The following is a 15,362-nucleotide window of genomic DNA, read 5'->3' as shown; positions in this document are numbered from 1 at the left end:
TAGCTAATCTTCCTTGCGAGCGTGCCGCTCCCAAAGCGGCGATGCTCAGAGCTTGATCTCGACGTCGACGCCGGCGGCCAGATCGAGCTTCATGAGGGCGTCGACCGTCTGCGGCGTCGGATCGACGATGTCGAGAAGGCGCTTGTGGGTGCGCATCTCGAACTGCTCGCGGCTCTTCTTGTCGACGTGCGGCGAACGGTTGACGGTGAACTTCTCGATGCGGGTCGGCAGCGGAATGGGTCCGCGCACCTGCGCACCGGTCCGTTTCGCCGTATTCACGATCTCGCGGGTCGACGTATCGAGGATTCGATGGTCGAACGCCTTGAGACGGATGCGAATATTCTGGCCGTTCATTGCCGTTGTCTCTTTTCCCGGTCATCGTCCGCGGCATGCGGACGACACAGTGATTGTCCGGCGAGTAGTGAGCGGCGAGCAGCGAACAGATTGCTCTATTCGCCATTCGCCACTTGCTATTCGCTGCTTACTCGATGATCGCGGCGACGACGCCGGCACCGACGGTGCGGCCGCCTTCGCGGATCGCGAACCGCAGCTTCTCTTCCATCGCGATCGGCACGATCAGGTGCACTTCCATCGCGATGTTGTCGCCCGGCATCACCATCTCGGTGCCTTCAGGCAGATGCACGACACCGGTCACGTCGGTGGTGCGGAAGTAGAACTGCGGACGATAGTTGGTGAAGAACGGGGTGTGACGACCGCCCTCCTCCTTGGTGAGGATGTAAGCCTCGGCCTTGAACTTGGTGTGCGGCTTCACCGAACCCGGCTTGCACAGCACCTGGCCGCGCTCGACTTCCTCGCGCTTGGTGCCGCGGAGCAGCGCTCCGATGTTGTCGCCCGCCTGGCCCTGGTCGAGCAGCTTGCGGAACATCTCGACGCCGGTGACGGTGGTCTTCTGGGTCGGACGCAGACCGACGATCTCGATTTCATCGCCGACCTTGATGATGCCGCGCTCGACACGGCCGGTCACCACGGTGCCGCGGCCCGAGATCGAGAACACGTCTTCCACCGGCATCAGGAACGGCTGGTCGATCGGACGCTCCGGCTGCGGGATGTACTCGTCGACATTGCGCATCAGCTCGAGGATGGCGTCGTGGCCGAGCTTCTTGTCCTTGTCTTCGAGGGCGGCGAGCGCCGAACCCTTGATGATCGGGATCTTGTCGCCCGGGAAGTCGTACTTCGAGAGCAGCTCGCGCACCTCGAGCTCGACGAGTTCGAGCAGCTCCGGATCGTCGACCATGTCGCACTTGTTGAGGAACACCACCATCGCCGGCACGCCGACCTGCTTGGCGAGCAGGATGTGCTCGCGGGTCTGCGGCATCGGGCCGTCGGCGGCCGACACGACCAGGATCGCGCCGTCCATCTGGGCGGCGCCGGTGATCATGTTCTTCACATAGTCGGCGTGGCCGGGGCAGTCGACGTGCGCGTAGTGGCGCTTCGACGTCTCGTACTCGACGTGCGCGGTCGAGATCGTGATGCCGCGCGCCTTCTCTTCCGGCGCCTTGTCGATCTGGTCGTATGCCGTGAACGTTGCACCGCCGGTTTCCGCCAGCACCTTGGTGATCGCCGCCGTCAGCGACGTCTTGCCATGGTCGACGTGACCGATCGTTCCGATGTTGCAGTGCGGTTTGGTACGTTCAAACTTTGCTTTGGCCATTTGACTCTCCGTTCAATCGTTGACTGCCGTCAACGACAATCAGGCAAACTTCTTTTGGACTTCTGCCGACACGTTGGCCGGCGCTTCTGCGTAGTGATCGAACTGCATGGTGAAGGTCGCGCGACCCTGGCTCATCGAGCGCAGGTTGTTCACGTAACCGAACATGTTCATGAGCGGCACCATCGCGTTGATCACGTTGGCGTTGCCGCGCATGTCCTGACCCTGGATCTGACCGCGCCGCGAGTTGAGGTCGCCGATGACCGAGCCGGTGTAGTCTTCCGGCGTCACCACCTCGACCTTCATGATCGGCTCGAGCAGCACCGACTTGCCCATCTGCAGCGCCTCGCGGAAGCAGGCCCGCGTGGCGATTTCGAAGGCGAGCGCCGAGGAGTCGACGTCGTGGTACTTGCCGTCGATGAGCTGCACCTTGACGTCCACCACCGGGAAGCCGGCGACCACGCCCGAGCTCAACACGCTCTCCACGCCCTTCTCGACGCCAGGGATGTACTCCTTCGGCACCGCGCCGCCGACGATCTTCGATTCGAACTCGTAGCCCTTGCCGGGCTCATTCGGCTCGACGATGATCGTGACCGCAGCGAACTGACCGGTACCGCCGGTCTGCTTCTTGTGGGTGTAGCTGTGCTCCACCCGCCTGGTCACGCGCTCGCGGAACGCCACCTGCGGCGCGCCGATGTTGGCGTCGACCTTGTAGGTGCGCTTGAGGATGTCGACCTTGATGTCGAGATGGAGTTCGCCCATGCCCTTGAGGATGGTCTGGCCGGACTCCTGATCGGTCGACACGCGGAACGACGGATCCTCCGCGGCAAGCTTCGCCAGCGCGACACCGAGCTTCTCCTGGTCGGCCTTCGACTTGGGCTCGATCGCGATCTCGATCACCGGCTCCGGGAATTCCATCTTTTCCAGGATCACCGGATGGTTGGGATCGCACAGCGTGTCGCCGGTGCGCGCTTCCTTGAGGCCCGCCAGCGCGACGATGTCGCCGGCATAGGCTTCCTTGATGTCCTCGCGGTTGTTGGCATGCATCAGCAGCATGCGCCCGATCCGCTCCTTGCGGTCGCGCGTCGAGTTGATGACGCCGGTGCCGCTCTGCAGGATGCCGGAATAGATGCGGCAGAAGGTGATGGTGCCGACAAAGGGGTCGTCCATGATCTTGAACGCGAGCAGCGCGAGCGGCTCCTTGTCGTCGGCCCTACGCACGACCTCGTTGCCGTCCTCGTCGGTGCCCTTGATCGCGGGCACGTCGACCGGCGACGGCAGATAGTCGACGACGGCGTCGAGCAGCGGCTGCACGCCCTTGTTCTTGAACGCCGAGCCGCACAGCACCGGATAGAAGGCGCCCGTCAGCACCGCCTTGCGGATCAGCCGCTTCAGCGTCGCCTCGTCCGGTTCGTTGCCGTCCAGATAGGCGGCCATGGCGTCGTCATCGAGCTCGACGGCGGCTTCCACCATCTTCTCGCGGTATTCCTTGGCCTGGTCGACGAGATCAGCGGGAATGTCGACATAGTCGAACTTCGCGCCGAGCGATTCGTCGTTCCAGATGATGCCCTTCATCTTCACGAGGTCGACGAGACCCTTGAAGTTGTTCTCGGCGCCGATCGGCAGCTGGATCGCGATCGGCTTGGCGCCGAGGCGGTCGACGATGTCGGACAGGCACTTGAAGAAGTCGGCGCCGGTCTTGTCCATCTTGTTGGCGAAGACGATGCGCGGAACCTTGTACTTGTCGCCCTGGCGCCACACCGTTTCGGTCTGCGGCTCGACGCCCTGGTTGGAATCGAGCACGCACACGGCGCCGTCGAGCACGCGCAGCGAACGCTCGACCTCGATGGTGAAGTCGACGTGGCCGGGGGTGTCGATGATGTTCAGGCGCTTGCCGTTCCAGAAGGCGGTGGTCGCAGCCGAGGTGATCGTGATGCCACGCTCCTGCTCCTGCTCCATCCAGTCCATCGTCGCGGCACCTTCGTGCACTTCGCCGATCTTGTGGCTCTTGCCGGTGTAATAGAGGATGCGCTCGGTGGTCGTGGTCTTGCCGGCGTCGATATGCGCCATGATACCGAAGTTGCGGTAGTCCTCGATGGCATGTTGGCGGGGCATGGGGCTTTCCTTAGATTTCCGTTCGTTTCGCCGTCACCAGCGATAATGCGAGAAGGCGCGGTTGGCTTCCGCCATCCGGTGCACGTCTTCACGCTTCTTGACGGCGTTCCCCCTGTTGTTCGACGCGTCGAGCAGCTCCGCCGAGAGCCGCTCCGTCATGGTCTTTTCGTTGCGCTCGCGCGCGGCCGCGATGAGCCAGCGGATGCCGAGCGCCTGGCGCCGCACCGTGCGGACCTCGACCGGCACCTGGTAGGTGGCGCCGCCGACGCGGCGGGAGCGCACCTCGATGGTCGGCATCACGTTTTCCAGCGCCTGCTCGAACACGCCGAGCGGGTTCTGCTTGGTCTTGGCTTCGATCATGCCGAGCGCGCCGTAGACGATGTTCTCGGCAACCGACTTCTTCCCGGCATACATCACCGAATTCATGAACTTCGTAATGACGATGTTCCCGAACTTCGGATCCGGGAGCACTTCACGCTTTTCGGCAGAATGGCGACGCGACATCTGATCTTTTCCCGATTATTTCGGACGCTTGGCGCCGTACTTCGAACGGCGCTGCTTGCGGTTCTTGACGCCCTGGGTGTCCAGCACGCCGCGGAGGATGTGGTAGCGCACGCCGGGCAGGTCCTTGACGCGACCGCCGCGGATCATCACCACCGAGTGCTCCTGCAGGTTATGGCCCTCACCCGGAATGTAGCCGATCACCTCGAAGCCGTTGGTCAGGCGCACCTTGGCCACTTTCCGGAGCGCCGAGTTCGGCTTCTTCGGGGTCGTGGTGTAGACGCGCGTGCACACGCCGCGCTTCTGCGGCGACTGCTGCAACGCCGGCACCTTCTTGCGCGACTTCTGCACCGTACGCGGCGCTGCGATCAGCTGGTTGATCGTCGGCATCCTGGCCTTCACCTTTTCGTTCGTGCGGCAAGCCGATGGGCCTGCCGCGAAATTCCTGCTCGGGGTTACCGCCCCGCCGGGATCGCGCCCGCGCGAAAAACATCCGCGCAAAGCGAAATTGCGCCAACCGCTCATTGCTGAGCGGGAAGCGCTTCGACGCCACAGAGGACCGCGATTGCAACCGATCAGCGTTCGCCGTTCGGTCTGTCACCGAGGTCATGCATCCGAGTTAACTCTCAAGAGGACTGGCTCTTAAGAACTAAAATCGTCCTGGCATTTGCCTAGCTATAATCGACAGCGTTTGAGCGGCATTCGTCGAGGGTGGTGCCCGTCTCGGTCTCCACGAGGAGATCTTCAACGGGTGGTCCGTTCCGACGCGGGCGTAGCTCACCGCCTGTCGTTAAGTGCGCGCCTTTTATAAGCGCTGCACAGCCAAGTCAAGGCGAAACGATGGTCAGAGGAGATTGCAGGAAGCACCTCTGCCGCTTGGGAAATCCTGCCGCGCGCGACCGCCGCGTCAGGCTTGCACGAGATAGGCACTAGGCCTGTTCCCGGCAACCCCGTCCATATTTTACCCGGACATTAATCACCCCGATACCGACACTAAGGCTTTGTTTGCAGTTTCGGGCGCAAGGAGGGGTGGTTGAGCCCTCGGATCAGGCCATGAGATACACGGACATTGCGATCGTCGGAGGGGGCCTCGCCGGCGCGACGGCCGCCGCGATGCTGGGCCGCGCCGATATCCCGGCGATTCTCATCGATCCGCATCGTGCCTACCCTCCCGATTTCCGAGTCGAGAAGCTGAGCGGCGGCGTGCAGGTCGAACGCTTCCGTCGCACCGGGCTCGCGGAAGCCGTGCTGCCGAAGACGAGCCTCGATGGCGCGAACTGGATCGCGCGCTTCGGCTATTTGCTCGACAAGGTGCCGAGCCAGCAGTTCGGCATGCTCTACGACGATCTCGTCAACACGATCCGGGCCGAGATTCCCGATTCGGTCGACCGCGTCTGGGCCAAGGCGGTGGCGATTGCGACGAGCCCTGACCGCCAGACCGTCTCGCTCTCGGATGGCAGCGCTATTTCCGCACGCCTCGTCGTGCTCGCCAACGGGCTGAATGTGGGGCTGCGCCAGACGCTCGGAATCAGGCGGCAGGTCGTCAGCGACTGCCACTCGATCTCGATCGGCTTCAACATGGTGCCGGTCGGCCGTGCATCCTTTGCTTTCCCGGCGATGACCTATTTCTCGGAGCGGCCGAGCGACCGCATTCCCTACATCTCGCTGTTTCCGGTCGGCGGCCGGATGCGGGCCAACCTGTTCACCTATCGCGCAATCGACGATCCCTGGCTGCGCGAGTTGCGGCACGCGCCGGCTGCGACCCTGCGCGCCGCACTGCCGCGGCTTGCGCGGCTGACCGGCGCGTTCGAGATCGATGGCGAGCTCAAGGTCCGGCCGGCCGATCTCACCGTGAACGAAGGCTACCGGCAGCCGGGAATCGTGCTGGTGGGCGACGCCTTCCAGACCACCTGCCCCGTCACCGGGACCGGCACCGACAAGGTGTTCACGGACGTCGAGCGGCTCTGCAACGTCCATATCCCGGCCTGGCTCGCCTCCGACGGCATGGATGAGGCCAAGATCGCCGCCTACTACGACGATCCGGTCAAGCAGGCCTGCGACGCCTGGGCATGGGCGAAAGCCCACCACTTCCGATCGGTGTCGATCGACCACGGCCTCTACTGGGCCCTGCAGCGCTGGGCGCGCTTCTTCAACTGGTCCGCGCGCGGCATGTTGCGGCGGATCGGCCGCCAGATGGATACGAAGTTCGACGATCACTCCTCGTCGTCGTCGTCCTCGTCTTCATCCTCATTGTCGTCGTCCGCCTGATCGGCATGGTGCGACTTGTGGGTCTGGTCGTCCCAGAGCCTGCGGTAGACGCCGTTCCTGGCGAGCAGCTCGGCGTGCGAGCCGCGCTCGATCGCCTTGCCGCCTGAAATCACCACGATCTCGTCCATGTCCACCACCGAGGTCAGCCGGTGGGTCGACCAGATCATGGTGCGGCCCTTGGCGACGTTGAGCAGCGTGCGATTGATCGCCGCCTCCGTGGTCTGGTCGAGCGCCGACGTCGCCTCGTCGAGCAGCAGCACGGAAGGGTTGCGGATGATGGCGCGGGCGATCGCGATGCGCTGGCGCTGGCCGCCCGACAGCGTGTCGCCGCGCTCGCCGACCGGGGTGTCGTATTTCTGCGGCAGGCTCATGATGTAGCGGTGGATCTCGGCCTTGCGCGCGGCCGCGATCACCTCCTCGTCGGTCGCGCCCTCCTTGCCGAGCCGGATGTTCTCCTTGATCGACATGTTGAACAGCATGTTCTCCTGGAACACGACCGCCATGCTGCGGCGCAGCGACTGGCGGGTGACGCGGCGGATGTCGACGCCGTCGATGGCCACGCGCCCCTCGTCCGGCACGTAGAGGCGCAGGATCAGGTTGAGCAGCGTGCTCTTGCCGGAGCCGCTGGGACCGACGATCGCGACCGTCTTGCCGACGTTGAGCTTGAGGCTGAAATTGTCCAGCACCGGCTCCTGGCCACCTTCGTACTGGAAGGTGACGCGGTCGAAGGTGATGTCGTTGCTGATCCGCGGCAAGTCGGGCGCGCCGGGACGGTCGGCGCCGCGGGTCGGCTCGTCCAGCATCTCCTGGATATGGCGGACGGCGGCGGCCGACTGGATCGTGATCGGGATGAAATGCATCACATGGGCGATGTTGTAGGACACCTCCCAGAACGCGCTTTCGAAGGTCACGAAAGTGCCGATGGTGATCTGCCCCTTGGTCGCAAGATAGGCGCCGATCGCGAGCACCACGAGGTGCAACAGCAGCACCGAGATGGTCACGGTGCGCTCGACCATGGTCGAGAGAAAGGCGGCGGAGGCGAATTTGCGCCGTGCCTCGTCGTTGCGCAGGGTGAACCAGCCGAGCGTCTTGCGCTGCAGGCTGAACGCCTTGATCACCGCCTGGGCGGCGACGTTCTCCTGCACCATGCCGAGCAGCGAGGATTCGTTGAGCTTCTGCTCGTAATTGGCCTGCACCGCCTTGGGCGTGAGGATGCGCGGACCGATCAGCGTGATCGGGAACACCAGCAGCGCGATCGCCGCGAGCTGCCAGTTCAGGAACAGCATCAGGATGATGCCGGCGATCAGCTCCAGGAACGGCAGCGCCGCGCTGTTAGCGAAGCTCTTGATCGCGCCTTCGAAGGCGGACAGGTCGACCGAGAAGCGCGACAGGATCTCGCCCCGCCGGGTGCGCGCGAAATAGGACGCCGGCAGGTTCTGCACATGCTCGAACAGGCGGGTGCGGACGTCGGCGATCAGGCCGGCTGCAAGTCTTGCGTCCCAGCGCTCGTACCAGACCGCGACGATCGAGGTGAAGATGCCAGCCACCGCCAGCACGCCGAGGATCTTGTACAGCGCCTCGAAGTCCTCCTCGCCGAGCGCGTCGTCGATCAGGAATTTGAGGCTGAGCGGCATGAAGACGTTGAACAGCGTCTCGATGATGACGCCAATCCCGACGAAGGCCAGCAGCCGCTTGTAGTTCTTTAAGTGCGGCTTGACGAAGCCGTAGATCGTGGCGAGCGCGCCGGCCGCCTCGCGGGCGGTAAAGACGACGAGGTCCTCGTCCTCATCGTCGTCCTCGAGCTCAAGCTCGTCCTCATCGTCCTCGTCATCCTCGTCGGACGGAGCTGCCGCCGCGGGCCGGTCCGAGACCGGCGGACCGGCGGGGGGCGTCGCCTTCCCCATCCGCTTCTCATCGGCCTCCAGTACGGGTTCATCCGTGGAGGTCTTGTTATCCGGCGATGGAGGAGGCTTGGGCGCCATGAAACCAACCGATGCTGCACGGCCGGCCTGACCGCAGAATCAACAAGGCGATGGCGGGGGACGCCACCGCGCCGATCCTATGCGATCGGCACGCATTCAGCAAAAGTTTCGACCGTAACCTTGGTCGGGATGGTTATTCGTCGTCCTCGACCTTGTCGAAGAACGAGTAGCGCAGGCTGTCAGCGTCGGCATACCACTGGCCTGGCCCCTTGTTAGCGGCAAGGGTCGCCTCCCACAGCGCATCAGCGCAGTCGCGCCGGTGCATCGAAAGATCGAAGCCGTTGTTGAAGAACAGTTCCGACCATTCCCACCAGGTGCCGAGCTTCCTCACGCCGCGCAGCAGGTCGTAGCGATCGATCAGGCCGGGGGCCATGTCCGACGTGACCGAGCCGAACATCAGGCCGGTCTTGACCACGCGGTTGAGCTCGCGGATGGCACGAACCACCTGCTTCTCCGGAACGTGACAGAGGCTGGTCTCGAACACGAAGTCGAATTCGCCGTCCTTGAACGGCATGTCGGTGATCGAGCCGAGCTTGTTGAACTTGCGCAACGCCTTCGGCGTCCTGGCGTGGATGAAGCGGTTGTTCTCGATGCCGAAAGCCTCGATGCCGCGCTCGCGCAGCGCGCCGACCAATTCGCCGGAGGCCGAGCCCGCCACCAGGAGCTTGTAGCCCTTCGCCCTGCCCCAGACGATCCGGATCAGGCCGGTCAGGTAGTCGGGATCGGTGAAGTGGCTCCAGGCTAGGTCGTAGGGCCCGAGCCCGCGGTAATTGGCGAAATAGTCGCGGTCGATCTTGTCCGAGCGCAGTTTGCCGTCCTGGGTGCGCGCGCGGCGCAGCCGCATCATCTCGGTCAGGATGATGTCGGTGGCGGCGTCGGAGGAGTCGAGCAGGCCGTTGAGCGTGGAATCGAACAGGTAGTCGCCGACCACGACCAGGCCCGGATGCTGCTTCGGCTCGGGCCTGTGGTTGGTCATGACGTCGCGCGCCGGCAGGCCGCCGGGCAGCGCGTTCACCGAGGACAGCCAGCGGTGGATCTTGCCTTCGAGGAAATGCGCGCGCGCATCGCCAAGCGAGGCCGGCAGCGACTTCAGCGCCGCATCGATCAGCTCCTGGTCGGAAAGATTGGCGAAGGCGAGCGCATCGGAGCCGGCGATCAGCCAGTTCAGCACGCCATGCTTGCCGACGTCGTGCCGGGCGCCCTCGTTGTAGACGCAGCAGCCGCCGAAGGCCTCCGACATGAACCAGGCGCCGGGTATCTTGCCGCCCCAGAACGGCTCGTCGAACAGGATCGAGACCCGCAGATAGTGCGCCGGACGGTCGAAATAGGAGACATGCTTGACCATCGACTTGCGCAGCGCCTCGCCGTCCCAGCGCATGGTGGCAAGCCAGGAGTGCGGCAGGCACATCAGCACGAGGTCGAAGTCGCGCGTCTCCGGCCCCTTGCCGTTCATCATGTTGAGGCGGTAGCGGCCGGCATCGGTCTTGCCGACCTTGAGCACGCGATGATTGAGCTGGATGTCGGCGTCGACCTCGGACTGCAGGCACTCGATCAGCTGCTCGTTGCCGTTCTGGATCGAGTACAGGCCGATATAGCCGTCGATATCCATGACGAAGTTCTTGAGCGCGTTGAGCCCGTTGGTGTTGTGGCTCTCGGTCGCGATGTCGGAGCGCGCCATCACCTTGAAGAAGCGCTTGGCGACGGGGTCGTTCACCTCGCGGTCGAGCAGCTCCTCGGCCGTCAGATAGGCCCAGGGATGCTCGTTGTCGTGGGCGCCGACGCCTTCGTAATATTCCAGCGGCGAGACCATCTCGGCGCACTTGCTGCGGAAGGTCTCGATGGCATCGGCAGTCCTCGCGCCGTATTTACGGCGCATGCCGGGAACGTCGGCCAGCAATTCGCCGTCGAGCTGCACCTGCTCGGCGTCCATCGGGATGGTCTGCAGCCCGAAATGCTGGATCAGCTCGCGCAGCGGATCGGGGCCGGTCATCGAGTAGTCGTAGATCTCGGCCACGCCCGCCTCGTACATCGCGGGCGCCGTGTCGAATTTGCGCGTGACGATCTTGCCGCCAAGGCGATCGGACGCCTCGAAGATGGTGACGCGGCAGAGGTCACCCAGCTTTCGTTTCAGATACCAGGCGCTCATCAGCCCACCGGGGCCGCCGCCTACGATTGCAAGATCAAGCATGTCCAATCCACTGCCCCATCACGGCCGGCCCCAGAGGAACCGTCCGCCTGAAGCAGGGCTGCTTTCCGCCGTAGCCGCCCGCCTCAGCTCTTTCGTTCTGCATGACCTGCTTTGGCGAAAGGGCAACGCCGCCCTTCCCGGTCACGCTTTAAGTCACCCTAGCAAAAGCGCTTTTCTGCCTGAAGGAAAGATGAACAAAGCGCGTTCGTGCACCGCAACACGCTCGGAAAAGTAAAAAAGGCCGGCAAGTTACCGGCCTTTTTCACGTGAACCCGTAGTCTTACGGGAACCTTATTCGGCGGGAGGCAGGGCCAGCGGCTCGGCCTCGGGCGCGGACGGCACGATGGCCGCCTGCTTCTCGCGCTCGTCCAGGATCAGTTTGTCGCGCTTGAGTGCGACCTCGCGGATCCGGGCCATCGAGGCGCCGGTGCCGGCCGGGATCAGCCGCCCGACGATGACGTTCTCCTTCAGGCCCTCGAGCGGATCGACCTTGCCGTTGACAGCGGCCTCGGTGAGCACGCGCGTGGTTTCCTGGAACGACGCCGCCGAGAAGAACGAGCGGGTCTGCAGGCTCGCCTTGGTGATGCCGAGCAGGACCGGGGTCCCGGTGGCCGGCTTCTTGCCTTCTTCCTTGGCCTTGTCGTTGACCTGGTCGAACTCGATCTTGTCGACCTGTTCGCCCACGATCAGATCGGTCTCGCCCTGGTCGGTGATCTCCACCTTCTGCAGCATCTGACGGACAATCACCTCGATGTGCTTGTCGTTGATGAGCACGCCCTGCAGCCGGTAGACCTCCTGGATCTCGTTGACCAGATAGGCAGCGAGTTCCTCGATGCCCTTGATCGCCAGGATGTCGTGCGGCGCCGGATTGCCCTCGACGATGAAATCGCCCTTTTCGACGATATCGCCGTCCTGCAGGTGGATGTGCTTGCCCTTCGGGATCAGGTACTCGCGCGGCTCCTCGGTCTTGTCCATCGGCTCGATCGAGATACGGCGCTTGTTCTTGTAGTCGCGGCCGAAGCGGATGGTGCCGGCGATCTCGGCGATGATCGCCGCATCCTTCGGCCTGCGCGCCTCGAACAGCTCCGCCACCCGCGGCAGACCGCCGGTGATGTCGCGCGTCTTGGCGCTTTCGGTCGAGATACGGGCGAGGATGTCGCCCGGCTTGACCTTGGCGCCGACGTCGACCGACAGGATCGCGTCGACCGAGAGCAGATAGCGGGCGTCGCCGCCGCGCGACAGCTTGAGCACCTTGCCGTCCTTGCCCTTGATCACGATGGCCGGGCGCAGATCGGCCCCGCCCCGCGTCGTGCGCCAGTCGATGACCACGCGCTTGGCGATGCCGGTGGACTCGTCGAGCGTCTCGGAGATCGACTGACCCTCGACCAGATCCTCGAAGCCGATCGTGCCCTCGACCTCGGTGAGCACCGGACGGGTGTAGGGATCCCACTCGGCGATGCGCTGGCCGCGCTTGACCGTGTCACCCTCGTCGACATGCATGCGCGCGCCGTACTGGATGCGGTGGGTCGCCCGCTCGGTGCCGTCGGCATCGACGATCGCAACCACCATGTTGCGGACCATCGCGACCAGGTGACCCTCGCTGTTGCGGGCGATCGCCTTGTTCTTGATCACCACCTTGCCGTCGAAGTTGGATTCGACGAACGACTGCTCGTTGATCTGCGCCGCACCGCCGATGTGGAAGGTGCGCATCGTGAGCTGCGTGCCGGGCTCGCCGATCGACTGCGCAGCGATGACGCCGACCGCCTCGCCGTGGTTGACCGGCGTGCCGCGGGCGAGGTCGCGCCCGTAGCACTTGCCGCAGATGCCGTTGACCAGCTCGCAGGTCAGCGCCGAGCGGATCTTCACCTCCTGGATGCCGGCCTGGTGGATGGCATCCACATGGCTCTCCTCCATCAGCGTGCCGCGCTTGACCAGCACCTTGTTGGAGGCGGGATCGCGCACGTCGTCGCAGGCGACGCGGCCGAGGATACGCGAGCCGAGCGAAGCGACCACGGTGCCGGCATCGACGATGGCGCGCATCTTGATGCCGAGCTTGGTGCCGCAATCGTCCTGCGTGATGATGCAGTCCTGCGCCACGTCGACCAGACGCCGCGTCAGGTAGCCGGAGTTCGCCGTCTTCAACGCGGTGTCCGCGAGGCCCTTGCGGGCGCCGTGGGTCGAGTTGAAGTATTCGAGCACCGACAGGCCTTCCTTGAAGTTGGAAATGATCGGCGTCTCGATGATCTCGCCCGACGGCTTGGCCATCAGGCCGCGCATGCCGGCGAGCTGGCGCATCTGCGCCGGCGAGCCGCGCGCGCCGGAATGCGCCATCATGTAGATCGAGTTGATGTCGGCGTCGGCGCCCTTGGCGTTCTTCTTGGTCGCCGAGATTTCCTTCATCATCTCCTTGGCGATTTCCTCGGTGGCCTTCGACCAGGCGTCGACCACCTTGTTGTACTTCTCGCCATGGGTGATGAGACCGTCATTGTACTGCTGCTCGAAATCCTTCGCCAGCGCACGCGTGGTATCGACGATCTTCCACTTGCCCTGCGGCACGACCATGTCGTCCTTGCCGAACGAGATGCCGGCCTTGAAGGCGTTGTAGAAGCCGAGCGCCATGATGCGATCGCAGAAGATCACCGTCTCCTTCTGGCCGCAGTGGCGGTAGACCTGGTCGATGACGCCGGAGATCTCGCGCTTGGTCATCAGCTTGTTGATGATGTCGTAGGAGATCTTCGGGTGCTTCGGCAGCACGTTGCCGAGCATGACGCGGCCCGCGGTGGTTTCGATCCAGCGCTTGGCCATGTTGCCGGACTCATCCGTGCCGTGCCAGCGATACTTGATCTTGGTGTGCAGGTGGATGACCTTCGAGTGCAGCGCGTGCTCGAGCTCGGCCATGTCGCCGAAGATCTTGCCCTCGCCGGGCAGGCCTTCGCGCATGATCGAGAGGTAGTAGAGACCGAGCACGATGTCCTGTGACGGCACGATGATCGGCTGGCCGTTCGCGGGGTGCAGGATGTTGTTGGTCGACATCATCAGCACGCGCGCTTCGAGCTGAGCCTCGAGCGACAGCGGCACGTGCACGGCCATCTGGTCGCCGTCGAAGTCGGCGTTGAACGCGGCGCAGACCAGCGGGTGGAGCTGGATCGCCTTGCCCTCGATCAGCACCGGCTCGAAGGCCTGGATGCCGAGGCGATGCAGCGTCGGCGCGCGGTTGAGCAGCACCGGATGTTCGCGGATCACCTCGTCCAGGATGTCCCAGACCTCGGGCCGCTCCTTCTCGACCAGCTTCTTCGCCTGCTTCACGGTGGTGGACAGGCCCTTGGCGTCCAGCCGCGAATAGATGAACGGCTTGAACAGCTCGAGCGCCATCTTCTTCGGCAAGCCGCACTGATGCAGGCGCAGTTCGGGGCCGACCACGATCACCGAGCGGCCGGAATAGTCGACGCGCTTGCCGAGCAGGTTCTGCCGGAAACGGCCCTGCTTGCCCTTCAGCATGTCGGCGAGCGACTTCAGCGGGCGCTTGTTGGCGCCGGTGATGACGCGGCCGCGGCGGCCGTTGTCGAACAGCGCGTCGACCGCCTCCTGCAGCATGCGCTTCTCGTTGCGAATGATGATGTCGGGCGCGCGCAGCTCCATCAGCCGCTTCAAGCGGTTGTTGCGGTTGATGACGCGGCGGTAGAGGTCGTTGAGGTCGGAGGTCGCAAAGCGGCCGCCATCGAGCGGCACCAGCGGCCGCAGGTCCGGCGGAATCACCGGGACGACCGTCATGATCATCCACTCCGGCTTGTTGCCGGAGAAGCGGAACGCCTCGACGATCTTCAGCCGCTTGGCGAGCTTCTTGTGCTTGATGTCGGAATCGGTGTCCGCCATCTCGGCGCGCAAGGTAACCTCGAGCTTCTCGAGGTCGAGGCCCTTCAACAGCTCGCGGATCGCCTCCGCGCCGATCATGGCGGTGAATGAGTCCTGGCCGTACTCGTCCTGCGCCTTGAGGTACTCGTCCTCCGACAGCAGCTGACGGTCCTTGAGCGCGGTCAGGCCCGGCTCGAGCACCACGTAGTACTCGAAATACAGGATGCGCTCGAGATCCTTCAGCGTCATGTCGAGCAGCAGGCCGATGCGCGACGGCAGCGACTTCAGGAACCAGATGTGCGCAACGGGCGCCGCGAGCTCGATATGGCCCATGCGCTCGCGCCGGACGCGCGACAGCGTCACCTCGACCGAGCACTTCTCGCAGATGATGCCCTTGTACTTCATGCGCTTGTACTTGCCGCACAAGCACTCATAGTCCTTGATCGGCCCGAAGATGCGCGCGCAGAACAGGCCGTCGCGCTCGGGCTTGAAGGTGCGGTAGTTGATGGTCTCCGGCTTCTTGATCTCGCCGTAGGACCAGGACAGAATCTTCTCCGGGGACGCGATCGAGATCCGGATCTGGTCGAAGACCTGGGCCGGCGTCGTCGGATTGAAAAGATTCATAATCTCTTGGTTCATCGTCTTCTCCTCGCGTGCCGGTCGCCGTCCGGCAGCAAATTCGAAAATCTCTTGGTCAGGCCCCCTGCCCGGCAGACCGGCAAGGCGCCGATGCCCGGCCCGGGATGCGAGGACGCGCCTCGCGTTCCAGGTCGGGCATGAAAGTCTC

9 protein-coding genes are annotated in these 15,362 nt (G+C 64.1%); 1 reads left to right on the top strand and 8 read right to left on the bottom strand.

Annotation, left to right across the window (positions count from 1 at the left end):
* Positions 1–45: 45 nt before the first annotated feature.
* From rpsJ to rpsL, 5 genes are all read right to left on the bottom strand, one after another.
* Positions 46–354: a 30S ribosomal protein S10 gene (gene rpsJ, locus QOU61_RS15525; protein WP_002712302.1), complete on the bottom strand. Its 309-nt coding sequence runs from the start codon at positions 352–354 to the stop codon at positions 46–48.
* 127 nt (positions 355–481) lie between these two features.
* Entirely contained in the window at positions 482–1,672 is a 1,191-nt protein-coding gene (gene tuf / locus QOU61_RS15520; RefSeq protein ID WP_289659815.1) for an elongation factor Tu, read from the bottom strand.
* Positions 1,673–1,711: 39 nt separating this feature from the next.
* A complete protein-coding gene (gene fusA, locus QOU61_RS15515; RefSeq protein WP_289659813.1) occupies positions 1,712–3,784 on the bottom strand; it encodes an elongation factor G in 2,073 nt (690 codons plus the stop codon).
* A gap of 33 nt (positions 3,785–3,817) precedes the next feature.
* A complete protein-coding gene (gene rpsG / locus QOU61_RS15510) occupies positions 3,818–4,288 on the bottom strand; it encodes a 30S ribosomal protein S7 (protein ID WP_289659811.1) in 471 nt (156 codons plus the stop codon).
* Positions 4,289–4,303: 15 nt separating this feature from the next.
* On the bottom strand, positions 4,304–4,675 hold the full coding sequence (gene rpsL / locus QOU61_RS15505) for a 30S ribosomal protein S12 (RefSeq protein WP_289659809.1): 372 nt from the start codon (positions 4,673–4,675) through the stop codon (positions 4,304–4,306).
* A 663-nt stretch (positions 4,676–5,338) separates the two neighbouring features.
* Between rpsL and QOU61_RS15500 the strand changes: the two genes are divergently transcribed.
* Entirely contained in the window at positions 5,339–6,553 is a 1,215-nt protein-coding gene (locus tag QOU61_RS15500; RefSeq protein WP_289659806.1) for an FAD-dependent oxidoreductase, read from the top strand.
* Here QOU61_RS15500 and QOU61_RS15495 read toward each other — a convergent pair.
* The 3 genes from QOU61_RS15495 to rpoC all read right to left on the bottom strand — a co-directional run bounded on the left by QOU61_RS15495 (position 6,499) and on the right by rpoC (position 15,214).
* Positions 6,499–8,535, bottom strand: a complete 2,037-nt coding sequence (locus QOU61_RS15495) for an ABC transporter ATP-binding protein (RefSeq protein WP_289659804.1) — start codon at positions 8,533–8,535, stop codon at positions 6,499–6,501. The genes QOU61_RS15500 and QOU61_RS15495 overlap by 55 nt on opposite strands.
* Before the next feature lie 133 nt (positions 8,536–8,668).
* Positions 8,669–10,723, bottom strand: coding sequence for an FAD-dependent oxidoreductase (locus QOU61_RS15490; protein WP_289659802.1), 2,055 nt, complete (start codon positions 10,721–10,723; stop codon positions 8,669–8,671).
* 291 nt (positions 10,724–11,014) lie between these two features.
* Positions 11,015–15,214 carry a DNA-directed RNA polymerase subunit beta' gene (gene rpoC / locus QOU61_RS15485; RefSeq protein WP_289659800.1) on the bottom strand — a complete coding sequence of 1,400 codons (4,200 nt, stop codon included), beginning with the start codon at positions 15,212–15,214 and terminating at the stop codon, positions 11,015–11,017.
* Positions 15,215–15,362 lie beyond the last annotated feature (148 nt).

The sequence above is a fragment of the Bradyrhizobium sp. NP1 genome (genome assembly GCF_030378205.1).
Taxonomy (GTDB): Bacteria; Pseudomonadota; Alphaproteobacteria; order Rhizobiales; family Xanthobacteraceae; genus Bradyrhizobium.
Note: the sequence above shows the minus strand (reverse complement) of the source record. Positions and strands in the feature narration are given on the sequence as shown.

Coding starts and splice junctions, on each gene's coding strand:
- rpsJ (WP_002712302.1), bottom strand. CDS start 354: ATGAACGGCCAGAATATTCGCATCCGTCTCAAGGCGTTCGACCATCGA.
- tuf (WP_289659815.1), bottom strand. CDS start 1,672: ATGGCCAAAGCAAAGTTTGAACGTACCAAACCGCACTGCAACATCGGA.
- fusA (WP_289659813.1), bottom strand. CDS start 3,784: ATGCCCCGCCAACATGCCATCGAGGACTACCGCAACTTCGGTATCATG.
- rpsG (WP_289659811.1), bottom strand. CDS start 4,288: ATGTCGCGTCGCCATTCTGCCGAAAAGCGTGAAGTGCTCCCGGATCCG.
- rpsL (WP_289659809.1), bottom strand. CDS start 4,675: ATGCCGACGATCAACCAGCTGATCGCAGCGCCGCGTACGGTGCAGAAG.
- QOU61_RS15500 (WP_289659806.1), top strand. CDS start 5,339: ATGAGATACACGGACATTGCGATCGTCGGAGGGGGCCTCGCCGGCGCG.
- QOU61_RS15495 (WP_289659804.1), bottom strand. CDS start 8,535: ATGGCGCCCAAGCCTCCTCCATCGCCGGATAACAAGACCTCCACGGAT.
- QOU61_RS15490 (WP_289659802.1), bottom strand. CDS start 10,723: ATGCTTGATCTTGCAATCGTAGGCGGCGGCCCCGGTGGGCTGATGAGC.
- rpoC (WP_289659800.1), bottom strand. CDS start 15,214: ATGAACCAAGAGATTATGAATCTTTTCAATCCGACGACGCCGGCCCAG.